Here is a 24,760-nt window from a genome sequence, read left to right on the forward strand (position 1 = left end):
GACTCGGGCTGGTAGTGCTTGAGGTTGGCGCGGAGCGTGCGCTTGAGGTCGAAGTCGCGCGAGCGGCGGTGCCAGCTCGGTTTGCGGGTGCGGCTGCCGAGACGAGGTTGAAGTCGTCGTCGAGGACCACGGCGTCCGCGTACTTCCCGGTCTCGATCGCGCCGACGTCGCCCAGCCCCAACAGCTCCGCGGGCGTCGCCGAGGCCATCTGCGAGGCGGCCTCCACGGACTGGCCCGCGAGGCGGACGGCGTTGCGGAACGCGTCCAGCAGCGTGATCGTGGAGCCCGCGATGATGTCGGTCCCGGCCACCGTGGCCACACCGTCGAGCACCTCGACCTCGTGGCGGCCGAGCATGTACCGGCCGTCGTCCAGGCCCGCCGCGTCCATGGCGTCCGAGACCAGGAGCGTCCACGCCGGCAGCGACGTGTCGAACGCGAACCGCATGGTGCCCGGGTGCAGGTGGACGGGGTCGGCGACGATCTCGGAGAAGATCCGCTCGTCGTCGAGCAGGGCCGGGATCGGGCCCGGCTCACGGTGGTTGAACGCCCGCATCGCGTTGAACAGGTGCGTGGCGGCCTGCGCGCCCGCGTCGATCCCGGCGGCGGTCTGCTCGTAGCTCGCGTTCGTGTGCCCGATCGCGGGCACGACCCCGCGCTGGTCCAGGAACTCGATGGCCTCCAGCGCGCCGTTCAGCTCGGGCGCGATCGTCACCATCTTCACGGCCCCGCCGCCGGCCTCGATGAGCTCGGTCAGCTCGGAGAGATCGGGGTCGCGCAGCACCTCCACGCGGTGCGCGCCGCACTTCGCGGCGGAGATATAAGGCCCCTCGTAGTGGACGCCGGCGAGCGTGCCGTCCGCGACCAGGGGCTTCAGGGCCCGGGTCGCGTCGAGGAGGAAGCCGTGGGTGGAGGAGACGAGGGAAGCCACCAGGGTCGTCGTGCCGCGCGAGGCGTGGAAGGCCGCGGCCCCGCGGGCCGACTCCGGGTCGCCGTTCGCCAGCGAGAAGCCGCCGCCGCCGTGGCAGTGGACGTCCACGAAGCCCGGCAGGACCCAGCCGGTGGGCTCGCCCTCGCGCTCGAGGATCCCCTCGAACCGGTCGCCGTCGACGATCAGGGTCCCGTTGACGATCCCGTCGGGAGTGACGATTCGGCCCACGGCCGGCAGCAGAACACCGTCCACGGCGCTCCTTCCATTCGATCCGGCGTGTATGGACCCACCCCGGTGCGGCACAATGATCGTGAGCGCACGAGCATGACTTGAGCATCGCCCGAGCGCCGGAAGACGTACAACGAACACTATCGCGCAGACCGCGGCCCGCCCGCCGCGATCCCGACCCGAGGAGCGACGTGGACCGCTATGCCCGGTGGAACACCCTGCTGGAGATCCTCGCAGAGACCGGACGCATCACCGTGGAGGAGGCGGCCGAGCGGCTCGGCGTCTCGCAGGCCACCATCCGCCGCGACTTCGACCAGCTCTCGCAGCAGCAGATGATCACGCGCACCCGCGGCGGCGCCGTCGCGGGCGGCATCTCCTACGACCTCCCGCTGCGCTACAAGACCGCCCGGCACGTCGAGGAGAAGCACCGCATCGGCACGGCCGCCGCCGGGCTCGTCAGCCCCGGCCAGGTCATCGCCCTCAACGGCGGCACCACGATCACCGAGGTCGCCCGGTCCCTCGCGACCCGCACCGACCTCGTCGCCACGCCCGGCTCGACCGGGCTGACGATCGTCACGAACGCGCTCAACATCGCGAACGAGTTGATCGTGCGCCCGCATCTCAAGGTCGTCGTGGTCGGCGGCGTCGTGCGCCCGCAGTCCTACGAGCTCATCGGCCCGCTCGCCGCGCCGATCCTCCGCGAGATCACCCTCGACATCGCGTTCCTCGGCGTCGACGCCATCGACATGAAACTCGGCGCCACCAGCCACCACGAGGGCGAAGCGGCCATCAACGCCCTCATGGCCGCCCGCGCCCGCAAAGTCGTGGTCATCGCGGACGGCTCCAAGATCGGCGGCCACGCCTTCGCCCGCATCTGCCCGACCGACCGCGTCCACACGCTCGTCACGGACGGCAACGCCCCGCCCGAGCAGCTCCGCGGCTTCGAAGAGGCGGGCATCCGGGTCATCGTCGTCTGACGAGGATAAAGACGTTGCCTTCGCCGGGCCGCGCCCATAGCCTGGCCCGATGCTCGCAGCCCTCGCCGAGATCGCCCGGCGGCACCGCACCGACCCCGCCGCGATCGCGGTCTCGCCCGCCCAGGGCATCGCGAACCGGGTCTTCTTCCTCGGCGACCACCTCGTCCTGAGGATCGCGTGGCCCGAGACCGCCGACGACCTCCGCAAGGAGGCGCTCGTGCTCCCGGCCGCCGTGCGCGCCGGGGTGCGGACTCCCGAGATGGTCGAGTACGACGACGACCTGCTCGAGACGCCGTACATGGTCGTCAAGCGCGCCAACGGGATCACGCCCGGCCTGCCGGAGCGTCCGACTGACGGGAGCTGGGCCGGGGCCTACCGCGAGCTCGGCGCCGAACTGGCCGCGCTGCACCGGAACATCACCGACCTGCCGGGCGTGCCGGTGGACGAGCCGGGCGACCCGCGCCCGGACGTCTCCAGGCTCGCCGAGCAGGGCCATCTGAGCACCGACCTCGCGGACTGGCTCACGGCCTGGTTCGACCGGCTCGATCCGCGTTGCGGCCCAAGCGCACCGCTGCGCCTCATCCACGGCGACGCCAGCCCGCAGAACCTCCTCGTGGATCCGGAGACGAAGCGGCTCAACGCGATCCTCGACTGGGGCGACGCGGCGTGGGCCGATCCCGCGACCGAGTTCGCGAAGCTCCCGCTGCGGGCCGTGCCGGCCGTCCTCGAGGGCTACCTCGACGCGCCGGACGAGACCGGAGCCGCAGAAACCCTGGCCGCCCGCATCCTGTGGCACCACCTGCATTGGGCCGTAGGGAAACTCGCGAGCGCGCCCGACGCGCAGGCCGCGCACTGGAGCGCCCGGCCCGGCAGCCGCCTCCTCGAGATCATGCGCTTCTTCAACGCCGATCCGCCGAGCCCTTGGGCGGCACTGCGTTAGCGGTGGTCGCCGCTGCCGCCGATCACGCCCCGCCGCTGGCGGTCGGCGAGCTTCGCGATGTTGTGCTGCGCGACGTCATCGAGAGGCAGTTCGAAGTGGTCGGCGAGGACGGCGACGTACCAGAGCACGTCCCCGAGTTCCTTCTTGAGATCGTCGGTGTCCCACTGGGAGAAGTCGCTGTCCTTGTCGCGGATGATCTTCTTCGCCTTCTCGGCGATCTCGCCCGTCTCGCCCACGAGGCCGAGGAGGAGGTCGAAGAGCACGTTCGGCTTGTCGTGGGGCGCGGCCGTGCGGAGCGCCGCGCGCTGGTACTCGTCCATGTCCATCGGGCAAGCCTATGAACGGGTTTCGCCGCCGTGCCTGGCGGCACGGCGGCGCGGGTGGCGCTCGGCGTCTACGCGTTGAGGGCGGCGGTGATCTTGCCGGTCATCGCGTCCAAGGCCGGGCTCTCGCCCTGGTGCGCACGGGCGGCGGCCTCGACGGCGACGGTGACCGTGGTGCGGAAGTTCGCGGCCTCGGCCGGGTCCTGCGCCTCAAGGAGCCTCACGGACGCGGTGAGCGCCGGGAGCACCTGCTCGGCAAGGGCCGCACTGGACTTCGCCTCCAGCTTGAAGTCGCGCTTCTTGCCGGCCAGCACGTGCCCGACGGCGCCGGTGGCCGAGGCGAGGGCGAGGGTCCCGTCGGTCGCGACCTCGTGGGCCGAGCGGACGGCGGCGAAGGACATGAGGGTGACGGCGCCGAAGGCGGCGGTGCGGATGGTGGTGTGGTCCTGGGCGGTGAGGCTGATGCTCATGTTCGTGCTCCGTGTTCGTTCTCGGTGAGGTGTTCCTCGTTGATGAAGCAACTATGGGGCGCCGGACTTGCACGGCCCTGACACCGGCCTGACGCCCGCGCTGACATCCGGGCCTTGCTCTCACCGGGCGGGAACCTGGTGGCGCGGAACGGCTCGGGCGGGCTGTAATCGGAGGGTTCGCAGGCACTGGATGAGGAGGCGGCCATGGTCGAATGGACCGCGATCGCGGGAATCGGGCTCGTCGCCCTCGGCATGGTCCTCACCCCGGGGCCGAACATGATCTACCTGGTGTCGCGGACGATCGCGCAGGGTCGGCGGGCTGGTTACGTCTCTCTGCTCGGCGTGGCGGCCGGGTTCTTCGTGTATCTGGTGGCGGCGACGGCGGGCTTGAGCGCGATCTTCGTGCTGGTGCCGGTGCTGTACACGGCGTTGAAGATCGCGGGTGCGGCGTATCTGCTCTGGCTGGCCTGGCAGGCCTTCAAGCCGGGCGGCACGTCGGCGTTCGCGCCGAAGGAACTGCCGGCGGACTCGCCGCGGCGGCTCTTCACGATGGGTCTGGTCACGAGCCTGCTCAACCCGAAGATCGCGATCCTGTACGTGTCGCTGCTCCCGCAGTTCATCGACCCGGCCGGTGGACCGGTCGCGGTCCAGAGCCTCGCGCTGGGCCTGACGCAGATCGCGGTCGGCGTGACCTTCAACGGCCTCTTCGTCTTCGGTGCCAGTGGCATCGCGGCGTTCCTCGGCAAGCGACCGCTCTGGCTCAAGACGCAGCGGTACTTCATGGGCACGGTCCTGGCCGGTCTGGCGCTGCACCTGGCGCTGGGCAAGGCCCGCCCTGCCACGGCGCTCCCTTAGCAATTGGCTTGCCTGAACTGCGGAGCGCAGCATCAGGCGCGGGTGGGCCGCATCAGGCGCGAGCGGGCCACGCCACGTTCATTCGGGCAGCGACATCAAGGCCGCCTCAAACGGCCTTCGCCGGTATCCGACCACCCGGTCCGATCCAGTCCAGGTCCAACCGGGCATCGACCACGAGGTCTCAAGGGGCCCTTGCCAGTCTCCGGCCCCCGGCCCGGCCCGATCGGGACGGGGTTCAACCTGGCTGCGACTTACACTGCGCCAATAGCGCTTGACGCGATGGCCCTGGGCAGCGAGCATCTGGTGTCGACAGCCCTGGGAGGAGACATGTTCAGGATCGAGTGGACTGCCCACGAGCAGAAGCCCCAGTCCGAGATCAATGAACTGTACGGGGAGCTCCTCGAATCGATCGAGATCGACGGTCCCTACGAGTTCGCGACGCTGTACTGCGCCGCGAAGCTCCTGGAGACGCAATACACCCTCGCTCGGGTCATCGGCTTCGCCGATCGCGAGCCGACGCTGGCCGATGCCGACATCGTCGACTTCTTCGAGAGCACGAAAGCGGCGCTCGAGGCACTGGAAGCACACCGAGCAGGCCTTCTCGAGTTCTATATGGCTTCCACCGGCGAATACATCGTCTTCGAAGCCTCCCACGATGACCAGGTTCGGCTCTTCCGCGTGCCCTGGCTCGAGGCGAGCCAAATCAACCTCAACGTCCCCCTGCCACTCGGCATCACTGCACACCCAATGACCACCTGCACGCGCAGCGAACTCATCGACCATCTCAGAGACCTGCGCCGAGAGTTCGCACAGGCCGCAATCGAACATGACCCTCGGCTCGCAGCCCACCAACCTCTCCGCCGCTGGTCAATCGACGAACGTGACAACCGTCAGAGAACCTGATTTCCCCCGAACTTCAAACCAGTACTAAGGTCCTTGCCCCTCTCCGGCACCCGGTGCGATCCGGCCCGGGTTCAATCCGGCAGCGACAACGAGGCCTCATGCGATCCCGGCCGGTCTCCGGTTGCCCGGTCCGATCGTCTCAAGGTTCAACCTGGCAGCGACAACGAGGCAGCGGCGGGGCGCGGTCGTTCTGCGGCTGCCCGGTTTGCTTGGGTGCGAGTTCAATCCGGCAGCGGCAACGAGGCAGTGGCGGGGCGCGGTCGTTCTGCGGCTGCCCTGCCCGATCGGGTCCTGGTTCAACCCGGCAGCGATGGGAGGGTGTTGGCAGGGGTTGGTTTCCTGCCTTGGGCATGCTGAGGGGCCCGGTCCCTCGGGGATCGGGCTGCGCTGCGTGGTGTTGCTTTGCGGCGCTTCCCCCAGCAGTCTGCCTGCTGGGGCAGCCTAAGACCGGTATCGGGGAGGGCGGGCTCGGTGCCCTGAACTTCTCTCGGCATCTCGCCTTGGCGGCCCGCATGGCTTGGATCGCCCGGTCTCTGTCGATGGCCTCAGCCATCCCATCCAGGTCGGGCTTCATGCTCTCGGACCATTCCGAACGGTAGAGCCCGGTGGGAAACACATCCCAGCCCGAGCCTTGGTGTTCCGCATCCATGTCCTGGTCGGTGCGCCAGTCCGAGCAGCCGCAGCCTTGGCTGTCGTTGCCGCCTGGGTCTTCATGACCGTCATGGTGGGTGATGATGGCCTGGCCGGGGCCGGTCTTCTCCACGCTCCAGCCAGTGGTGTGGATCCGCCCGTGGTGGAACCTGCAGAGCAGGATCAGGTTCTCAGCGGCCGTCACACCACCGTCGGCCCAGCGCTGGATGTGGTGCGCCTCAGTCCAAGCGACCGGGCGGTCGCAACCCTGCCAGGCACACCCTTCCGGTTGCTCAAGCTCCAGCTTGCGACGCAGCGAAGCGTTCGGCAGGCGCATAGCCCTGCCCAGCTCGACGGCTTCACCAGTGGCGTAGTTGAAGACCGAGGGAATGACCCCGGCTTCACAAGCGAGCAGGCGGGCACGGGCAACGCTGATCGGCTGCCCTTCCAGGAGGGGGAGGCGGCCGGTGTCCTTGCCCTGCAACGTCTCGATGTCCACCACCAGATCCAGGGTGGCGGTGTGGCCATGGCGGGTCGCGGCTTGCGGGGAGGACCCGTACCCGGCCAGGAGCTGGTGCAGGGCTTCGGCGTTCCGGTTCGCCTGCGCAGGCAACAGACCTTCCCCATCGCTGCCGGCCTCGGTGTCTTCCTGGCGCGGGGGCGGGCAGGCGGTCTTCAGGTACTTGTCCAAGAGCCTGCCGGTCGCCTCTGAGAGGGTGCCTTCCAAGTGCCACATGCCGTTGCCGGTCTCGGTCAGTTCGAGGCGCTGCAGGGACTGCTCACCCAACTCGTCGAACAGTTCGGTCTCCTCGGCGATCGAGGCCCACAGCTCATCCAGATGCCGCCTGAGGTCTTTGAAGGAAGCATGAGCGCAATACTCGGCCACCATTGCTTCCGGTGTCGCGCACAGGATCTGGGGGTCGAAAGGGGAGGGGGCCGGGGTTCTGAAGGGGGTCCTGGCGAAGAGTCGCATGGCGGGGGTCTGGTCGAGCTGGCGGACGGCGTAGGCGACCTGGTCGATCCGTGCCGTTCCCGTCGTTGCCGCCTTGGCCAGGATCCGGAACTTCCCTGACAGTCTCGCGATGGCCGCGATGGATCCTGCCGTGTTGAACGTGAAGTCGAACTGGGACAGCAGCAGATCCCGCAGGGCCGAGAACCCGAACTCCGAGCGGTGCAGGCCTTGTTCCTTCATCGCGATGACCGAGGCGAGCACCGAAGCGTGCTGGGTGTTGATCAGCGAGGCGGCCTCATCGAGGGCCGAACGGATCGCCGCTGCCTGGGAACGGCGATCGGCAGAAGCAGGGAGGATCGAGGCGGGGGAGAGGGCCGGGGTGGCGGGGAGTGCCGGAGCAGTCGGGGTGTTGCAGTGGGCCATGGGTCTCGCCTCCTCTCCTGTTCTCGAATGATCTGGCTGTTTTCGCTTCCTTGTTCGTACTTCAATGATGACATCCCATCGTGCTGATGTCATCACCCGATAGAGTGAACATTCCATAGAGGACTATCAATGCCTCGCCCCGCCTGCACCCCAGCCTCCCTGAGGCGCAATGCAAACCGAGAGAGGAGCGCCGCCCCGGCCGCATCCCCGACGCTGCCTGTCAGCCGCACAGCCCACCCCAAAGGGAATGCGACCTCTCGTCGCCGCCCGATTGAAGCCTGCCCGAGACGGCGCCGAGCGCATCGCAATCCAAAGAACGGCCGGGCCCCCTCACGGGTGCCCGGCCGTTCTCGGCTTGCTCTTATCGTTGCGGCGCAGTCGCATCCGGGAGGGTCGGCTCGAAGAGGCCGGTGCCCTGCGGGGCCTCGCCATTCGGCTCGAACGGGCGCATCTCCTGCGTGTAGATCCCGTCGTCCGACTCGATCGTCTCTTTCGGACGGCCGAGGCGGTCGAGCGCGAAGGAGACGAAGAGCGCGACGAGCAGGATGCCCGCGTCGATCGCCTGCGAGTACGCCGCCTGCCACGAGTCCTCGCCCGCGTCGGCGACCATCTGCCCCCACAGGACGAACCCGGCCCAGACCGCGATCGTCGCGAAGACCGCGCCGAAGACGCCGCCGCGGCGGCCCCACAGGCTCGTCCCCCCGATCAATGCGATCACGAATGCCAAGAGCTGCAACTCGACCGCCGTCGGGTACGACCCGTACGGCCCGAAGTTGAGCGTGCTCGCGCCCTCGATCGGGCCGATCGCGTACATGTACGTGACATAGCCCGACGCGGCCGCCAGCAGCATCGACAGGACCGTGCCGCCGAGCAGCAGGAACACCGCCGAAGCCGAGCGCTCGCCCTCGCCGTCGGCGAGGCGCTTCACGGCGCTGAAGCCGTCGCGCATCCCCGGGGCGAGGCCGATGAAGCCGCCCGCGATCGCGAGGACCGCGGCGCCGCCGAGCAGGTAGAGCCCATTCGGCGGGCCGGGCAGGCTGTACGTCCCCGGCGATGCGAGGTGGGCGGTGACCGGGACGGCCGCCAGGACCGCCGCGCCGACCCCGAGGCCCGCGAACCAGGCCGGGACCCGGAAGGCCGCTACGAGCAGCACGTAGAGCAGGCCCGCCACGGCGGCCGCGCCGGCCACGTAGCCCATGTAGATCCACACGTTCGTCTCGAACGGCGTGGCCACCGTGATCGCGAAGGCGATCGCCGGCACCGCCAGGTTCACCGCGCCGAGCCGCAGCGACAGGCCGATCGCCAAGGCCGCCAACAGGATCGGCGTCAGGTACAGGGCGTGGCGGCTGAGGGCGTCCACGAGGCCGCCGAACTCCTCGCCGAAGAGCTCGTCCTCACGGCGGTAGACCAGGAACAGCGCGTTCAAGGTCAGCAGCAGCAGGATGGCCTCCCAGACGAACTGGAAGACGACCCGGTCACGGGGTTCCGCCACTTCGACGGGCTCGGTGACCTGGTGGACCTGGCCCGCGAAGGGGTCCACGGGTCCGCCGTCGCCGGTGGTCGGCATGCCCGTCGGCGGCGGCGTGAACTCGAGCTGGCGGGTCTGGTCGAGGGCGGATTCGTCGCGTTCTGGGGGGATGTACGTCATGCGTCTGTCCTTTGTGGGAGGTCAGCGGCCGTGGCGCGGCGAGCCGTAGCCGTCGCGGGGGGCGTCGCGCAGGTCGTCGAAGACGCCCGAAGCGCCGAAGGGGTCGGCGGCCGCGCCCTGCTTGGGGATGCTCCCCGTGGTGCGGATGCCGCCCGTGTTCGTCCACGGGTCGCCCGTGCCGAGGCCCGCGAAGTCCTCGTCGTACTCACCGCGCTCATCGAAGGCGGCCGCGTCCGTGCGGTCGCGCTCGGCCGCCGGCGGGTCGTCCTCGCGCAGGTCCGCGAGGTTCCCAGCGCGGCGGGTGGAGGCCGTCTCGCTCTCGTCGGCGGTGTTCATGACCTCCACGAGCCGGGTGATGAGGAACCCGGCCACGATGGCGCCCAAGGCGATCCAGCTCGGGTTGAAGCCCCACCCGCGCCCCTCGGCGAGCCACATCAGGCCCAGCAGGAGGGTGGACGCGAGCACCGTGCCGAACACGCCGCCGCGCCGGCCCATGAGGCTCGTGCCGCCCACGAGCGCCGCGCCGAGCGCGAGCACCGTCAGCAGGATCGGGTCCGGCAGCGCGGCCGCGCCGCCTTCGGGCACCGCGGTCCAGGCCGCGACCACGCCGGCCGCGCCCGCGAGCGTCGAGGAGAGCAGCACGCCGAAGAAGACGAGCCCGCCGCGTCCGTGCCGCTCCCCCGCCGGGGTCCGGCGGATCGGCGCGAGGCGGGCGCGCACGCCCGAGAACGCGCCGACCAGGCCGAAGAACAGCGAGACGCCGATCGCGGCGCCGAGCGCCGCGAGCACCGCCGTGCCCGGCAGCTCGGAGAGCATGAACTGCGAAGGGTCGCCGGTGCCGCCGGCCCACAGGCCGATCGCACCGCCGACCGCGCCGCTCGCGGCCCAGCCGGGGGCGCGGAGCCAGGCCGTCAGGGTCGCCAGGACGATGCCGACGAACGCGGCCACGCCGAGCCCGACGCCGAGCGCCATGATCGAACCGGAGCTCGAGGCGTCCGTGAACATCCAGGCCGCGAAGAGGGCGATGGGGCCCACGGCCAGGTTGACGGCGCCGATCCGCAGCGAGACGGCCATCGCGGACGTCAGCATGATCACGGGCGCCAGGGCCGCGAAGAGGCCCGTCCAGGAACCGTCCGCGAAGGGTCCGGCGTCGGTCTGGGTGAGGGCGAACAGGACGCCGCCCGCGAGGAGCAGCAGGCCGATCTCCCACACCAGGTGGACGGCCATGCGGTCGGAGGGGGTGTCGTCGTCGCCCGACGGCGCCGCCCTCCCTGAATCAGTTCTGATCAACGTCGTCGAGTCGTCTCGACCGTTGCTTCCACTGGGGGAGTCAAACTTCATGGGGCGCACCTCTAAACGCGCGAAATATTGGGGATATGGGGGATGATGGGTCGGCAATCGGGGTCGGTCGGTCAGGGACGGGTCGCCGCGTCGTCCTGGTCGTCGTCCTGCGGGGGAATGCGGCAGGAGTGCTCGAGCCAGAGCGCGGCCGCCGTGAGCGCGGCGCACGCGACGGTGCCGAGGACCGCGGAGGGCAGGTCGGCGGCGGCGGCGGTCAGGCGCCCGGACTGGACCGCGAGCCACACGGTGAATCCCAGGTAGGCGCCGAAGAAGGCGGCGCCGCCGATCGCGGCGGCCTTGGCCAGCACGGCGAAACGGGCGATCTGGAGCGCGTGCTCCGGACCCTCCACGCCGCCGGACGGGCGGGACGGCACGCCGCCCGCGCTCGCCCCCTGCACCTGCTTTCGGTTGGGGCGCAGGGTCTTTCGGGTGGTCCAGGCCAGCCATCCCAGCAGGATCGCGAGCGCGAACAGGACCGCGGAGTTGTACCAGGCCAGCTTGGGGGCCTGCTGGTAGAAGCGGGCGACGAGCAGCAGGGTCAGTGCCGCCCCGGCCAGGGCGACCACCGCGAGGGTGGACGGCGCCGTCGGCCTGAGGCTCGGTCGGGGACCGTGCTCGTCACTGCTCATACTGTGCTCCCTTTCACGGCTAGTGAGCTTCGCCGTGGTCCGACCATATCGGGTGGAGCCTGCGGAGTGCGCGCGCGTCCGCCGCGACGGATTCGTCGCGTAGCAGCTCCCTCACGCGGCCGCGGCCGGGGATCTCCGCGTCGCGGTCGATGGCGAACCACGGGACCAGCACGAACGCCCGCAGATGGGCCAGCGGGTGCGGGAGTGTCAGACGGGGTTCGTCGGACTCGATCGGGGTGCCGTCGTCGGCGGTGACGGCGATGAGGTCGACGTCGAGCGTGCGCGGACCGTAAGGGCGCTCGGGGTCCCGCACGCGCCCGGCCTCGGCCTCGAGGCGCTGGCCGAGGGCGAGCCAGTCCTCGGCGCTGCGGTTCGGGTCGGTGGCGATGACGGCGATGTTGTAGTAGGTCGGCTGCTCGTCGTCGCCGCCCCAGGGCGGGGTCTCGTAGACCTCGGAGACGGCGTCGGGTGCGACGGCGGCGATGGCGGTGGTGAGCGCGGCCTCGCGGTCGCCGAGGTTGGAGCCCATGCTGAATACGACACGCGTCATCGCTTCGGCCTTTCGATGGTGACGGAGACGTCGGCGAAGTGGTGTGCGATCGGCGCTTGCGGCTTGTGGACGGTGACGACTGCGGAGTCGACGCGGTCGAGGGCGATGCAGGCGTCGGCGAGGCGTTCGGCGAGGGTCTCGATGAGGTTGAGGGGTTCGCCCGCCACGATGTCGGCCAGGGTGTCGGCGAGGGCGCCGTAGTCGACGGTGTGCTTGAGGTCGTCGCTGCCGGCGGCCTCGATCGTGTTGGTGCGCAAGGCGACGTCGATGACGAAGTCCTGCCCGGCTTCCCGTTCGTGGTCGAACACGCCGTGGCGACCGTGCACCCGCAGGCCGGTCAAGGTGATCAGGTCGGTATCCACGCGCCCGAGCCTACTCGAACGGGCGGGCGCGCCGAGGAAGGACGGACTCCGGCTACTCGGGCTCGTCGTCCTCCCTGACGCGCACGACGAGCCAGGTGGCGACGGCGAGGATGGCGCCGGCGACGAGGATCGGGACGAGGCGGAGGTTGCCTTCGACCCAGGTGAGGAGTTCGAGGTACTGGGAGGTGGGGTCGACGAGGACGAGGGCGGTGAAGAGGGCGGCGATCGCGCCGATGCCCATGACGAGCCAGGAGCGCCAGCCGCCGGTGACGCCGAAGCGGCGGCCGAGGACCTGGGCGGCGTTGAAGATGCGCTTGGCGCGGAGGACGCGGATCGAGCCGACGAGGGTGGCGAGCCGCAGCACCTGGGCGCCGCCGGCGGCGAGGACGAGGCTCACGAGCGTCAGCAGGCACACGACGAGCATCCACTTGTGGCGCCAGAGCCATTCGCGCTTGTGCTCGGCGGCGAGGAGGAGGATGACCGATTCGGCCCAGAGGACGATGCCGGCGGCCCAGCCGATCACCTTGCCCGCCATGGCCATCTCGCCGTCGGCCCAGAGCGTGAGGAAGACGGCGGGCACGGAGGCGCAGACGGCGACGATGACCGGGAGCCGCAGTTTGAACTGCAGGAACCGGGCGATGACCGTGAGTTTGTCAGGGCGCCAGAAGGGGGTGGGAGGCACGGCTCCAAGGTACCGGTCGCCCGCACGGGTCAAGGGGGGCGGCGGCCGCTGATCGGCTAGACTCGGCTCTCGCGCCCCCGTAGCTCAGGGGATAGAGCGTCGGTTTCCTAAACCGTGCGTCGCAGGTTCGAATCCTGCCGGGGGCACTTCCTCATTCGCAATCACCAGCCAGAACGGCCCCTGACCAGGTTTTTCCCGGTCAAGGGCCGTTCGTCAGTGCGTCAACACGGCCTCACAGGCTCGTCGGGTCACAGGTAGGGGCTCTGGTCGAGCAGGTGGGACCGGTAGCCTTCGCCGACACCGGGCTCCGGCGTGCCGGACCAGTCCTTGATGAGGACGGCACCGCTGGTGCAGCCCCACGGGTTCCAGGTCCACGCCAGGTAGCCCAGGCCGTTCGTGTCGGCCCAGTCGACCAGCCCCTGCATGTAGTCGAACCCGCAGTTGTCCTGGCCGAACTCGCCGAGGACGACCGGCACCTCCTGCATCAGCGGCGCGATCTCGCCGTCCCAACAGGACTCGGTCACGCACCGGTTGAAGCTGTACGAATGCCAGGAGGCGGCGATGCTGTTCAGCGGGTCGTTCGGCTTGTAGGCCAGCCATTCCCGCATGTCGTTGGTCCACTCGAGCCCGCCGACCATGAGGATGTTCGTGGCGCCGGTCTCGCGGACCGCGTCGACGAGGTCCTGCATGCCGGCCACCTCGTACCCGATGCCGGCGCAGGTGCCGCCGTCACGCAGGCACTGCCAGCCCAACGTCTTGTCCCATTCGCTGGCCATATCCGGGTACGGCTCGTTGAACAGGTCGAAGACGACGGCGTCGTTGCCCTTGAAGGTGTTGGCGACGCTGGTCCAGAACTGCGGGGCGTACTGTGCGTCGGGCATCGGCTTCTGGCACGTGGCGTGCACATCGGTGCAGTGCCAGTCCGGCCCCGTGGTGTAGGCGCCCCAGGTCCAGTGCAGGTCGAGGATGACGTTGACGCCGTTGGCGACCAGCAGATCGACGTAATCCTTGATGCCTTGCTGGTAGGCGGCGCCGCTGGGCGAGCCGTTGAGGCCGAGCCAGCACTCCTCGTTGAGCGGGAGGCGCACGGCGTGGATGTTCCAGGACTTCATGGCGTCGACGGAGGCCTGGTCGACCGGGCCGGAGTCGAACAGGCCCTTGCCCTGCACGCACGCGAACTCGGCGGAGGACCGGTCCACGCCCAGCAGCCGGTACGGCCGGCCGTCCTCGGTGACGATCTGGTTGCCGGAGACGCTGAGCTGCGGCGCCGGACCGCTCTCCGGCGGGGTGGTGGTCGGGTCCTCGCTGGGGGTGGTGGTCGGGCCCCCGGTCGGTGTCGTCGAGCCGGTGCAGGGCGTGCCGTTGAGCGCGAACGACGCCGGTTCCGGGTTGGCGTCGCTCCATGCGCCGACGAACCCGATCGAGGTGGAGGCGTCGGTGGCCAGTGACCGGTTCCAGCTCAGACTGGTCGCTGAGACGCTGGCGCCGGACTGGGTCCAGGCGGCGCTCCAGCCTTGGGTGACTTTCTGGTCGGCGTCCGGGAAGTCGAACGTCAATGTCCAGTCGGACATCGGGTCGCCGAGGTTGGTGACGTCCAGGTCGGCCCTGAACCCGCCCTGCCACTCACTCTGCACGGTGTAGGTGACCGTGCAGCCCGAGGTGGCCGCCGACGCGGGAAGGCTCGCCGTTGCCAAGCCGCCCAGTACCAGTGCGCCGACGGCGCCGGCGACCAATAGTGTCTGACGATGTCGCATCCTAGCTCCTTGATTCTCGTGAGGGATACATGGGAGCGCTTCCGACTTCACCTTAGTTAGGCACCCGAATAAAGTCAAGCATTCATATGAATCTATGCTTTGGGATCATCGTGCAGCAGATGGGCGAGTAAGGCAGCCTGCCGAAATACAGCGAAGGAGGCGCACGTGGCGCTCAGCCCGACGTGGACAGGCAAGTCGAGGACCAGGGGTCTCATCCTGGACGCCATCCGTGCGGCCCGCACGATCAGCCGGGTGGAGCTCGCGGCGGCGACGGGCCTCACCGGCGCCACGATCTCCGAGCTCGTGCGGGAGCTCATCGACGACGGCCTGGTCGTCGAGGCCGGCCGGGGTGCGCCGACCGGCGGCAAACCGCGCACGCTGGTGCAGCTCGACCCCCGGGCCCGCTACAGCGTCGGGGTCCAGATGGAGCGCAACACCTGCGTCATCGTCATCGTCGACCTGGCCGGCCGGCCGGTGGCCCGGACTTCGTTTCAGGGTGTGGCCTCGATGCCGCCGGACCAGGCGCTGCCGATGATGGCCTCGCAGGTGGACGCCCTGCTGGCCACGGCTGGCGTCGAACGCGACCGGGTGCTGGGGGTCGGGCTGGTCAGCTACGGCCCGCAGGACCGCCGCGCGGGGGTGCTGTTGAGCCCGCAGCCCTCCGAGCCATGGCTCGAATACCCGGTCGCGGAGCGACTCGCGCAGCGCCTCGGCCTGCCCGTGCTGCTCGACAACGACGCCGCGGCCGCCGCGATCGGCGAGTACTGGCTGGGAGCGGTCGACCGACGCAGCACCTACGGCTGCATCTACATGGCCAGCGGGATCGGCGGCGGGATCGTGGTCGCCGGCGAGGTATACCGAGGCAGCTCCTCCAACAGCGTGGAGCTCGGCCATATGTCGATCGACGTCAACGGCGACCAGTGCTCGTGCGGCAACGTCGGCTGCCTGGAGAACTACGCCGGCCCGTCAGCGCTGGTCCGGCAAGCCGCGGCCACGCCCGCGCTGGCAAAGCGACTGGGGCTCGACCCCGCGACCGCCGACTTCCTCACCGCGTTCGCGCGGATCGCGGCCGCCGCCGACGCCGGCGATCCGGCCGCCGGCGCCCTCATCGAGCGGTCGGCCCGTTACCTCGGCGCCGCCGCCGTCACCATGACCATCCTCTTCGATGTGGACGCGATCGTCCTGGCCGGTCCGAGCTTCGCGGTAGCGGGCGCTGTCTACCGGACCGTGATCCAGGAGGAGGTGGACCGCCGCACCGCCGCCTGGCGGGCGCACCCGGTGCGGGTGATGCCGTCGGTCAACGGCCCCGACGCAGCAGCGATCGGCGCAGCGGCCCTCGTGCTGCAAAGCGAGCTCACCCATGGCCGGGCCCGGACGGAGGAGCGGAAGGGTGCCCGCAGCCACGCCCGACCGGTGGTCGCGGCCGCGGGCGATTAGTCCGACAACGGGCGCAGACGCCTCAAGCCCCGGTACCCGTCAAGTGAACGCACCACGAGGCGATACCCCAGAGCGCGCCTGGCGTCGAGACGCTTCCGCTCGGTTTCCTCGACCGTGCGTCGCGATGCTCGATCCCGCCGGGGGCACCATGCTCATCCTCAGCCACTTCCGTGGACTCCTGTGCGGGTCGATTGCGCCTGAATTCCGATAGTTCCGGAGATAGTTCCGAAAGTTCCCCGAAACTTATTGACGCACCTCGATGCAGTCCGCATACTTTTCGCATCGATGAACTTCTATGCGATCTGGAGGACGCATGACTGAAGGACAGACCCCGAAGGAGCCGACCCCGTTCAGCCGCAGGGGACTCCTGCTCGGCGGCGGGGCGCTCGCGCTCGGCGCCGCCTCGGCGCTCGCCGTACCCGGCGTCGCGAACGCGCAGACCCTGACGCAGAACGCGACGGGCACCCACAACGGGTTCTACTACTCGTTCTGGACCGACTCCCCCGGCCGGGCCTCCATGACCCTCGGCTCGGGCGGGAACTACAGCTCGCAGTGGAACGGCGCCAACAACTGGGTCGGCGGGAAGGGCTGGGCCAACGGCGGACGCCGCACCGTCAACTACAACGGCTGGGTGGTCCACGGCAGCAACGGCTACCTGGCGCTCTACGGCTGGACCTCCAACCCGCTGGTGGAGTACTACATCGTCGAATCGCACGGCCCGTACAACCCCAGCAGCGGGGCCACCAACCGCGGCACGGCGTACATCAACGGCAGCAATTACACCCTCGGGCACTCCATGCGCTACAACGCGCCGTCCGTGGAGGGCACCAAGACCTTCGCGCAGTACTGGAGCGTCCGCCAGAACCTCCGCAGCTCCGGCACGATCGACACCGGCGCCCACTTCGACGCCTGGTCCCGGGCCGGCATGAACCTGGGCGCCTTCAGCTACTACATGATCATGGCGACCGAGGGCTACCAGTCCACCGGCAGCTCCAACATCACCGTCAGCTGATCAGGTCCGAGAAGGAGCGTCGGGAAGGGAGGCGCGGCCGCGCCTCCCTTCTCCGTGTCTTGACAAGGCTTCTCGGGCCCGGATACGCTGGTCCTCCATTATTTGTTTCTTTGACAATATATGGCGGGAGCACTATGGACGAGGACGAGCGGCACGGGTACGTGTTCCGGGGGAACGTGCAGACCGGGGCGGTGGGGACGGGGGCCTCCGCGACGGTGGGGGCGATCGGGGACGGGGCGCGCGGGTACGTGTTCGCCGGCGGGCCGGAGGTCGACCGGGAGCTCCAGGCCGAGCTGCTGCGGCTCGTCGGCGAGCTGCGGGCGGCCCTGCGGGAGCAGCGCGAGCGCGTGGGCGACGAGTACGGAGTCATCGCGGACACCATCGACGACCTGGAGGAGTCGGTCGCCGAAGCCAAGCCCCCCAACCGGATCCACAGCAAGGTCAAGGCGATGGAGCGGCTGGTGAGCCCGTTCGCGGCCCTCGCGGCACTCGTGGCGAAGCTCCTGGAGCTGCTGCAGCGCCACCAGTCCTGAGAACGCCGAAGCGGGCGGGGCCCGAGGTCCCGCCCGCTGTTTCTCAGTGTGTCAGCACTGTTCGCGCACTTAAAGTTCGAGTTGCAAAGCAAGTTCGAGTTGCAGAGCTCGGGGAGGCCCCCACCGGCCTCCCCGAGGCTCTATCCCACCAAACAGAACAAAGTCTCAGGTCCGCGCCGCGTTCTTACCGGAAGCGCGCGGTGTAGATGTCCCCGTCGCGGATCCAGGCGAGCTGGAGCGACGCGAACATGTCGTCGACGATCTCCTCGTCGGGGAGACCGTAGTGCTCGCCGAGGCTCCGGCCGCGGTAGTGCCACAGGAGTCCTGCCTGGACCTGGGCCGCATCCGCGGTGTGCTTCCCGCACGAGCGGGCGCAGCGGTAGAGCACGTGGCCGCTGCGGTCGTATTCGATGGCCATCACCTGCTGGCACATCGAGCTGCGCAGCTTGCCTGCCGCGGCCGCCCCCAGCAACGTCTGGGCCTCGAGACGTTCCATGGCACCCAACCCTTCTCCGGCGACGATGGCCTCACCGGAGCGGGCCCGGCCAAGGCTCTGCAAAACCACTGCGTTTCCGGTTGTGCGATGCGGGTCGCCGCGCGGCGAAGGCGATTGCCGGGCCGAGGGATTTGCACCCCTTGGCCGACGATGCGCCGTCGCGTACGCGAGCGCCGGTTTGACGGCTTTTCGAGTCCGTGACTACGGTCGCATACTTTTTGCGCCCGTGTCTATGTGCATTCTCACATGAATCTTAACATGCATCGACACCGGGCAGATGCACGTGCATCCGCTCAAGCATCCTCCCGTGCACTCACGCTGTGTAATGTGCAACACTTGATCCGACCTGCGATGGGGATGTCGGAAAACTCCTCCGCACGGCCGCTCTGGTAGGGCCGTGCCCGGAAGCTCCTTCCGAACCGGCTGCCGGTCATTTCCGAAAGATCCGGTCGGACACGCCGACCACTGGTGGAAGGATCTCGAATGGACAAGGCCCGCAACGGCATCCTGGCAGGGGAGCTCCCCTCGACGCTGAGCTGGCGCAAGAGCGTCCGCAGCGGCCCGAACGGCGGCAACTGCGTCGAACTGGCCGCGCTCCCTGGTGGGGAGGAGATCGCGGTGCGCAACTCGCGCTTCCCTGAGGGCCCGGCCCTCATCTACACGGTCGCGGAGATCAAGGCGCTCGTCGAAGGTGCCAAGGACGGCGAGTTCGACGACATGATCGCCTAGCGGCATTCAGGGCGAAAGCCCTTGAGCACCACACTCACCCTGGCGGGGCAGGCCGAGCGGCTACCCTGTCAGGGTGAGTTTTTCGTCCACAGTCTGACGACGAAGGGAGGTGAGCGGTGGCGAAGGCGAGTGCGGAGGACCTGCCGAGCGGGACCACGACACTGCGCGTCATGATCGGCGGCAAACTGCGGCAGCTGCGCACGGACGCCGACATCTCCCGCGAGGAGGCGGCCTACGAGATCCGCGCCGACGCCTCCAAGATCAGCCGCATCGAACTCGGCCGCGTCTCGTTCCGGCTGCGCGACGTGCGCGACCTCATGATCATGTACGGCGTCCAGGACGAGGACGAGATCGAGCGCGTCGTCGACATGGCCCGGGAGGCCAACCGCCCCAGTAAATGGAAGCGGTACAACGACTTCCTCCCGAACTGGTTCAGCAACTACCTCGAGATGGAAGGCGCCGCCGCGATGATCCGCACCTACGAGGTGCAGGTCTTCCCGGGGCTGCTGCAGAACGAGGAGTACGCCCGCGCCGTCATGATGCTCGGCTACGGCCACACCCCGCTCACCGAGATCGACAAGCGGATCGAAGTGCGCATGAAGCGCCAGGAGATCCTGGACCGTACCGAGAAGCGGCCCGAGCTGTGGGCCGTCATCGACGAGGCCGCCCTGCACCGCCCCTTCGGCGGCAAAGGCGTGATGCGCGGCCAGATCCAGACTCTCATCGACTTCTGCGACAAGCCGAACGTGCGCGTCCAGGTCGTGCCGTTCTCCGCCGGCGCCCACTCCGGCGCGGGCGCGCCCTTCACGTGGCTGCGGTTCGCCTACGAGGAACTCAGCGACGTCATCTACCTCGAACACCTCACCGGCGGCCTCTACCTCGAGCGCGACAGCGAGATCGACGCCTACCAGGCCGCCATGGAGCACCTGTGCATCCAGGCCACCCAGCCGCACAAGACCCAGGACTTCCTGCGCGAGATCCTCCGCGACCGCTACAGCTAGTAACCGGCGCGGGCTTCTGGACGCCTTCGCGTCAATGATGCAATTTCACTCGATCGGGTGAGCGCACTTCACTTGCGGGACACGACGAAGGCGCGCGACTTCCCCACCGCGCGCCTTCCCTGCGTTCGTTGTGCTTATGCCTTGTAGCCGATCCCGGCCATCAGGATCCGCTGGTACGGCTTCAGGTCCTCGGCCGCCGGGACCTCCTTGTCCGGCTCCTCGGGGAACCAGCGGGCCAGGAAGTCCAGGCCCGGCTCCACCAGGGGCAGGCCCAGGAAGTGCTCGGTGATCCGCTCCGGCGTGCGGATCCAGCCGTTGCCGAGGCTTTCGAGGCCGGCCTTCTCCATGCCCTTCTGGAGCGGTTCGCCGGTGTCCACGAAGTCGGTGATGAACAGGTAGGACCCGGAGGGGCAGGCGTCCAGGAGGACTCGCACCCACTCGTCGGGCTGCTCCTCGTCGTGGAAGTGCATGTGGAGGCCGACGACCATGAGTCCGATCGGCCGCGAGAAGTCGAGCAGCTCCTTGATCTCGGGGTGGTCGAGGATGTCCCGGGGGTCGCGGAGGTCCGCGGTGATGACGGTGGTGTTGTCGTTGGTGGCCAGCAGGGCCCGGCCGTGCGCGAGCACGATCGGGTCGTTGTCCACGTAGACGACCCTGGCGTCGGGGTTCACGGACTGGGCGACCTGGTGCGTGTTCTCCATGGTGGGCAGCCCGGCGCCGATGTCGAGGAACTGGTCGATCCCCTTGTTCGCCATGTACCGCACGCCCTTGACGAGGGCCTGGCGGTTCTCCTTGGCGCAGTCGCCGGCGTTGGGGACGTACTTGACGTACGCGGCGGCGCCCTCACGGTCGGGTGCGAAGTTGTCCTTGCCTCCGAGCAGGGCGTCGTAGACGCGCGCGATGGTGGGCCTGGAGATGTCGAACTCGGGCATGTTGTCTTCTGTGTTCGCTGCCATCGGTTCAGCCTCTTCGTCGAAGGAACGGTGAAAATATCGTACGACCTTGATCACATAGACGGATTTCGGGATCACCCCATCGGGCCACAGTGCTCACATTTGCTTCAATCGAAACACCAGGCGCACCAACCACTTCAGGCGACAACAGTCCACTGCGGCCGCTCGCCCGCAGACGAACGCCGAAGGGCCCGAGCGCAAGCGCCCGGGCCCTTCGATCGGCTGTGCTACTTCTCTTCGTCGTCGGGGTTGGCGGCGATCCACTCTTCGACCTTGTCGTCCCGCACGGCCTCCCAGAGGCTCACGGCCTCGGGGTTGCTCGACTCGGGTTCCTGCGGGTCGTCCGCGTAGATGACGACCGACTGGCCGCCCTGCTCGCCGGTGCCCAGGTTCGGGGTGGTCATGAAGACCAGGTCGTCGCTGCGCATGTCCATCAGGTTGATGGCGGTGGTGATGGCGTTGAACTCGGTGTCCACCTTGACCGCGTCCGAAGTGGACGAGATGAAGGAGGTGAGCTTGTCCTCGTCCGTCAGCACGCCCGCGCTCAGCGCGGAGTCCATGATGGCCTTGATGAGCTCCTGCTGGTGGCGCATGCGCGCGAAGTCGCCCTCGTTGTACTGGTAGCGCTGGCGCACGTAGTCCAGGGCCTCTTCGCCGTACAGCTTGTTCGGGCCCGCCGGGAAGAACCGGTGGTCGCCGTGGATCGACTCGATGCCGGGCTCGTCGGTGACGTACCCGTCGGCGTCGGCGGCCTGGACGTCCATCGTGACGCCGCCGAGGGCGTCGACGACCGCGATGAGGCCGTTGAAGTCGATCTCGATGATGTGGTCGATGCGCACGCCCGTGAGGTTCTCGACGGTGCGCACGGTGAGGTTCACGCCGCCCCACGCGTAGGCCGCGTTGAACTTGTCCGTGGTGTCCGAGACCGTCGCGTCGGGGTCCTCGGGGATGTACACGTAGAGGTCGCGCGGGATCGAGATGCCGTAGGCGGCGTTGCCGTCCTCGTTGACGTGCATGAGGATCGTGGTGTCCGAGCGCGCGTCGGACTCGTCGTTGCCCTCACGGTGGTCGGAGCCGATCACGAGGAGGTTCATCGCCTCGTTGAGGCGCTCGGGGCGGTCCTCCTCGGGGATGGCGTCGAGGTCGAACGCGCGGTCGAGGTCGGCGTTGGTGCTGTTCGCGGTGGACCAGACGGCGAAACCGCCGCCGGCCGCCGCGATCGAGGCCACCAGGCCGATCCCGGAGCCGATGAGGCCCCGGCGGGTCGGGCCGCCGGCCGCCGCCTGGGCGACCCGGGCTCCGCCGCCGCTGCCGCCTCCGGGCGGCACCGAGGCGCTGCCGCGGTAATTGGAGCCATATTGCGTCATGGCCCCAGCTTACGTGGTGGCCGCCAGGGACCTTGGGCACGGAAGCCCCGGTCGTTCCTGAGAAATCTCGAAGGCGTCGGTGAATCCGGACACCCGCTAACGCGTTGCGAAGTAATCGATGGTCGTCTTGAGACCCGACTCGTAGTGGACCTGCGGCTCGTAGCCGAGCAGCTCGCGGGCCGCGGTGAGGTCGGGGCGGCGGCGCTCGGGGTCGTCCGCGGGACGGTCGGTGTACTCGATCGTCGAGGACGAGCCGGTGAGGCGCAGGATGATCTCGGCCATCTCGCGGACCGTGAGCTCGAACTCGGTGCCGAGGTTCACCGGGCCGTACGCGTCCGACTCGAGGAGCATCACCAGGCCGCGCACCAGGTCGTCGACGTAGCAGAGCGAGCGGGTCTGGGAGCCGTCGCCGTGGATGGTCAGCGGCTCGCCCGCGAGGGCCTGCGAGATGAAGTTCGGGATGACACGGCCGTCGTCGGGGCGCATGCGCGGGCCGTACGTGTTGAAGATCCGCACGATCGCCGCGTCGAGGCCCTTGTGGCGGTGGTAGGCCGCGACGGCGGCCTCGCTGAAGCGCTTCGCCTCGTCGTAGCAGGAGCGGATCCCGATCGGGTTCACGTTGCCCCAGTAGGACTCCGGCTGCGGGTGCACGAGCGGGTCGCCGTACACCTCGGAGGTCGAGGCCATGAGGAAGCGGGCCCCGTCCGCGAGGGCGCGGTCGAGCGCGTGGAACGTGCCGATCGAGTCGACGCGCAGGATCTCCAGCGGGATCGTCTCGAAGTCGACCGGGCTGGCCGGGCACGCGAAGTGCAGGACGGCGTCGAAGGGCTCGTCCCCGACGGGCAGGCCCTCGGTGACGTCGGCCTCGACCACCGTGAGGCGGGGGTGGGCGGCCAGGTTCTCGCGCGACCCGGTCACGAAGTTGTCGACGGCGGTCACGTCGCAGCCCTTCGCCAGGAGCGCGTCGACCAGGTGGCTGCCCACCAGTCCCGCGCCGCCCGTGACGAGGATGCGGCTGCCTGTTCCGTAAGTAGTCATCAAGATCCAAGATTATCAGGGTTGGTCTCGCGTTCACCTGGGCGCAAGCCGTGTACCGCCTCAACGCACGCCGCTGTGCCCGGTCAGTACGCGCCCTTTCGGCGCAACACTACAGCGACCGTGCGGAACAGGATCTGAAGGTCGGTCGTGAGCGACCAGTTGTCGACGTAGTAGAGGTCGAGGCGGACCGCGTCGTCCCACGACAGGTCCGAGCGGCCCGAGACCTGCCAGAGGCCGGTGATGCCGGGGCGCACGAGGAGGCGGCGGCGCACGTCGCCCAGGAAGTCGCCGTTCTCGGCCGGGAGCGGCCGGGGCCCGACGAGACTCATCTCACCGCGGACCACGTTGATGAGCTGCGGGAACTCGTCGATGGAGGTGCGGCGCAGCCACTTCCCGACGTTGGTGATGCGCGGGTCGTCCTTCATCTTGAACAGCAGGCCGTCGGTCTCGTTGTGCATCATGAGCGCGGCCTGGCGCTCCTCCGCGTCGATGTACATGGTGCGGAACTTCCAGCAGCTGAAGGTCTCGCCGTCGCGCCCGACCCGGTTCTGGCGGAAGAACACCGGCCCGGGGCTGTCCGCCTTGATCGCGATCGCGACGCCGAGGAACAGCGGCGAGAGCAGCACGAGGCCGAGCACCGAGGAGGAGATGTCGAGGACGTTCTTGATCAGCCAGCCGATGCCGGAGATCTTCGGCTCCTCCACGTGGAGCAGCGGCAGGCCCTCGACGGGGCGGATGTGCACGCGCGGGCCCGCGATGTCCGTGAGCTGCGGGGCCACCACCAGGTCGCGGCCGGTGCCCTCGAGCTGCCACGCGAGGCGGCGCAGGTCGGAGGCGTCGGCCGAGGCCGAGCCGCACACGGCGAGCGTGTCCGCCTCGAGCTGTTCGGCGCAGGTGACGACGTCGGTCCCGGCGAAGACCGGGACCGGGGTGTCGAGATTGCGGACCGAGGACGCGCCCTCGGTCACGTATATGCCCACGGGGACGAGGCCGGCCGCGGAGGCGCGGCGCACCGTCCGGTAGACCTCGAGCGCCTCGGGGTAGGAGCCGATGAGCAGCACGCGCTGCACGCCGCGCCCGGAGGCGCGCATCCGGTGCAGGCCGTAGCGGGCGCCGTAGCGGAACGCCGAGACGAGCACGGCCGCGACCAGCAGGATCACCGCGACGGCGACACGCGAGACGTCCGCTTTGAAGGTGAGCGCGGCGAAGGAGACGAGGGCCAGCATGAACATGGAGGCGCGGATGACCCGCTTGAACTCCTCGTTGCCCATGCCGAAGTAGCGGCGGTCGTAGGAGCCGGTGCCCCAGAGGGCGAGCAGCCACGCGAGGGGCAGCAGCAGCCACACCGTCAGGTAGAAGAAGTGGAGCTGGTTGTCCGTGTCGAAGCCGGCGCTGGGCGACGCCGTGAGGTTCACCGTGATGACGGTGGCGAGCAGGACGGCGAGCAGGTCGGCGCCCACGAGGGCGGACTGGTAGTAGCGGTGCCAGTTCGAGGCGCGGACGAGGCGGCGCCAGGTGGAGCGGGTGACCCCGTTGGTGACGAGCTGCGGGTCACCGGTTTCGCGAGTTCTGGCCACCGGCGTCCCCGTCCGTCCGTAC

25 protein-coding genes and 1 tRNA gene are annotated in these 24,760 nt (G+C 69.1%); 10 read left to right on the forward strand and 16 right to left on the reverse strand.

The features are described 5' to 3' along the window. Positions 1-1,180, reverse strand: a 1,180-nt coding sequence (nagA, locus tag O2L01_RS20580) for an N-acetylglucosamine-6-phosphate deacetylase (RefSeq protein ID WP_270123915.1), incomplete at its 3' end; no start/stop codon positions are given. A 167-nt stretch (positions 1,181-1,347) separates the two neighbouring features. Here nagA and O2L01_RS20585 point away from each other — a divergent pair. Further along, a complete protein-coding gene (locus tag O2L01_RS20585) occupies positions 1,348-2,133 on the forward strand; it encodes a DeoR/GlpR family DNA-binding transcription regulator (RefSeq protein ID WP_270123916.1) in 786 nt (261 codons plus the stop codon). Positions 2,134-2,182: 49 nt separating this feature from the next. Next, positions 2,183-3,073 carry a phosphotransferase family protein gene (locus tag O2L01_RS20590; RefSeq protein ID WP_270123917.1) on the forward strand — a complete coding sequence of 297 codons (891 nt, stop codon included), beginning with the start codon at positions 2,183-2,185 and terminating at the stop codon, positions 3,071-3,073. Here the strand turns inward: O2L01_RS20590 and O2L01_RS20595 are convergent. Beyond that, entirely contained in the window at positions 3,070-3,399 is a 330-nt protein-coding gene (locus O2L01_RS20595) for a nucleoside triphosphate pyrophosphohydrolase family protein (RefSeq protein ID WP_270123918.1), read from the reverse strand. The two genes, O2L01_RS20590 and O2L01_RS20595, sit on opposite strands and share 4 nt — an antisense overlap. Positions 3,400-3,467: 68 nt before the next feature. Further along, a complete protein-coding gene (locus O2L01_RS20600) occupies positions 3,468-3,866 on the reverse strand; it encodes a hypothetical protein (protein ID WP_270123919.1) in 399 nt (132 codons plus the stop codon). Between the two features lie 204 nt (positions 3,867-4,070). Between O2L01_RS20600 and O2L01_RS20605 the strand changes: the two genes are divergently transcribed. Both O2L01_RS20605 and O2L01_RS20610 read left to right on the forward strand, forming a co-directional pair. After that, positions 4,071-4,721, forward strand: a complete 651-nt coding sequence (locus O2L01_RS20605; protein WP_270123920.1) for a LysE family translocator — start codon at positions 4,071-4,073, stop codon at positions 4,719-4,721. Between the two features lie 327 nt (positions 4,722-5,048). After that, complete coding sequence (locus O2L01_RS20610) at positions 5,049-5,624, forward strand: hypothetical protein (protein ID WP_270123921.1); 576 nt, start codon at positions 5,049-5,051, stop codon at positions 5,622-5,624. Positions 5,625-5,763: 139 nt separating this feature from the next. Here O2L01_RS20610 and O2L01_RS20615 read toward each other — a convergent pair whose 3' ends face one another. From O2L01_RS20615 to O2L01_RS20645, 7 genes are all read right to left on the reverse strand, one after another. Further along, on the reverse strand, positions 5,764-7,629 hold the full coding sequence (locus tag O2L01_RS20615; protein ID WP_270123922.1) for an HNH endonuclease signature motif containing protein: 1,866 nt from the start codon (positions 7,627-7,629) through the stop codon (positions 5,764-5,766). Between the two features lie 361 nt (positions 7,630-7,990). Beyond that, the gene (locus O2L01_RS20620; protein WP_270123923.1) at positions 7,991-9,277 is read right to left on the reverse strand and encodes a hypothetical protein; all 1,287 of its coding nucleotides are present in this window, start codon (positions 9,275-9,277) and stop codon (positions 7,991-7,993) included. Between the two features lie 21 nt (positions 9,278-9,298). Then, complete coding sequence (locus O2L01_RS20625; protein WP_270123924.1) at positions 9,299-10,567, reverse strand: ABC transporter permease; 1,269 nt, start codon at positions 10,565-10,567, stop codon at positions 9,299-9,301. A 122-nt stretch (positions 10,568-10,689) separates the two neighbouring features. Next, entirely contained in the window at positions 10,690-11,247 is a 558-nt protein-coding gene (locus O2L01_RS20630; RefSeq protein ID WP_270123925.1) for a DUF3180 domain-containing protein, read from the reverse strand. A gap of 19 nt (positions 11,248-11,266) precedes the next feature. Next, positions 11,267-11,797: a 2-amino-4-hydroxy-6-hydroxymethyldihydropteridine diphosphokinase gene (folK, locus tag O2L01_RS20635; RefSeq protein WP_270123926.1), complete on the reverse strand. Its 531-nt coding sequence runs from the start codon at positions 11,795-11,797 to the stop codon at positions 11,267-11,269. After that, positions 11,794-12,159, reverse strand: a complete 366-nt coding sequence (gene folB, locus O2L01_RS20640) for a dihydroneopterin aldolase (RefSeq protein WP_270123927.1) — start codon at positions 12,157-12,159, stop codon at positions 11,794-11,796. The genes folK and folB overlap by 4 nt, the downstream gene beginning before the upstream one ends. A 52-nt stretch (positions 12,160-12,211) precedes the next feature. Continuing rightward, the gene (locus O2L01_RS20645) at positions 12,212-12,841 is read right to left on the reverse strand and encodes a hypothetical protein (protein ID WP_270123928.1); all 630 of its coding nucleotides are present in this window, start codon (positions 12,839-12,841) and stop codon (positions 12,212-12,214) included. 73 nt (positions 12,842-12,914) lie between these two features. Between O2L01_RS20645 and O2L01_RS20650 the strand changes: the two genes are divergently transcribed. Continuing rightward, positions 12,915-12,987: transfer RNA gene (locus O2L01_RS20650), tRNA-Arg, on the forward strand. Positions 12,988-13,089: 102 nt separating this feature from the next. Here the strand turns inward: O2L01_RS20650 and O2L01_RS20655 are convergent. Further along, positions 13,090-14,595: a cellulase family glycosylhydrolase gene (locus tag O2L01_RS20655; protein WP_270123929.1), complete on the reverse strand. Its 1,506-nt coding sequence runs from the start codon at positions 14,593-14,595 to the stop codon at positions 13,090-13,092. A 165-nt stretch (positions 14,596-14,760) separates the two neighbouring features. Here O2L01_RS20655 and O2L01_RS20660 point away from each other — a divergent pair, with 165 nt between their 5' ends. The 3 genes from O2L01_RS20660 to O2L01_RS20670 all read left to right on the forward strand — a co-directional run bounded on the left by O2L01_RS20660 (position 14,761) and on the right by O2L01_RS20670 (position 17,577). Then, complete coding sequence (locus O2L01_RS20660; RefSeq protein WP_270123930.1) at positions 14,761-16,032, forward strand: ROK family transcriptional regulator; 1,272 nt, start codon at positions 14,761-14,763, stop codon at positions 16,030-16,032. A gap of 313 nt (positions 16,033-16,345) precedes the next feature. After that, positions 16,346-17,044 carry a glycoside hydrolase family 11 protein gene (locus O2L01_RS20665; protein WP_270123931.1) on the forward strand — a complete coding sequence of 233 codons (699 nt, stop codon included), beginning with the start codon at positions 16,346-16,348 and terminating at the stop codon, positions 17,042-17,044. Positions 17,045-17,178: 134 nt separating this feature from the next. Next, a complete protein-coding gene (locus O2L01_RS20670; protein WP_270123932.1) occupies positions 17,179-17,577 on the forward strand; it encodes a hypothetical protein in 399 nt (132 codons plus the stop codon). 184 nt (positions 17,578-17,761) lie between these two features. On the opposite strand, the gene O2L01_RS20675 is transcribed toward O2L01_RS20670, so the two are convergent. Beyond that, positions 17,762-18,073 carry a hypothetical protein gene (locus O2L01_RS20675; RefSeq protein ID WP_205325899.1) on the reverse strand — a complete coding sequence of 104 codons (312 nt, stop codon included), beginning with the start codon at positions 18,071-18,073 and terminating at the stop codon, positions 17,762-17,764. A 483-nt stretch (positions 18,074-18,556) separates the two neighbouring features. On the opposite strand from O2L01_RS20675, the gene O2L01_RS20680 reads away from it, so the two are divergent. After that, positions 18,557-18,802: a DUF397 domain-containing protein gene (locus O2L01_RS20680; protein WP_270123933.1), complete on the forward strand. Its 246-nt coding sequence runs from the start codon at positions 18,557-18,559 to the stop codon at positions 18,800-18,802. Positions 18,803-18,918: 116 nt separating this feature from the next. Then, positions 18,919-19,803 (forward strand): helix-turn-helix domain-containing protein, encoded by an 885-nt coding sequence (locus O2L01_RS20685; RefSeq protein ID WP_270123934.1) that lies wholly within the window; start codon positions 18,919-18,921, stop codon positions 19,801-19,803. 134 nt (positions 19,804-19,937) lie between these two features. Here O2L01_RS20685 and O2L01_RS20690 read toward each other — a convergent pair whose 3' ends face one another. The 4 genes from O2L01_RS20690 to O2L01_RS20705 form a co-directional block, all read right to left on the reverse strand. Then, positions 19,938-20,759 carry an SAM-dependent methyltransferase gene (locus tag O2L01_RS20690; RefSeq protein ID WP_270123935.1) on the reverse strand — a complete coding sequence of 274 codons (822 nt, stop codon included), beginning with the start codon at positions 20,757-20,759 and terminating at the stop codon, positions 19,938-19,940. 224 nt (positions 20,760-20,983) lie between these two features. Further along, complete coding sequence (locus O2L01_RS20695) at positions 20,984-22,123, reverse strand: LCP family protein (protein ID WP_270123936.1); 1,140 nt, start codon at positions 22,121-22,123, stop codon at positions 20,984-20,986. Between the two features lie 96 nt (positions 22,124-22,219). Next, the gene (locus O2L01_RS20700; RefSeq protein WP_270123937.1) at positions 22,220-23,161 is read right to left on the reverse strand and encodes a UDP-glucuronic acid decarboxylase family protein; all 942 of its coding nucleotides are present in this window, start codon (positions 23,159-23,161) and stop codon (positions 22,220-22,222) included. 83 nt (positions 23,162-23,244) lie between these two features. Beyond that, positions 23,245-24,738 carry a sugar transferase gene (locus O2L01_RS20705; RefSeq protein ID WP_270123938.1) on the reverse strand — a complete coding sequence of 498 codons (1,494 nt, stop codon included), beginning with the start codon at positions 24,736-24,738 and terminating at the stop codon, positions 23,245-23,247. Positions 24,739-24,760 lie beyond the last annotated feature (22 nt).

It is taken from the genome of Glycomyces lechevalierae, from assembly GCF_027622945.1.
In the GTDB taxonomy this organism is placed as follows: Bacteria; Actinomycetota; Actinomycetes; order Mycobacteriales; family Micromonosporaceae; genus Glycomyces; species Glycomyces rutgersensis.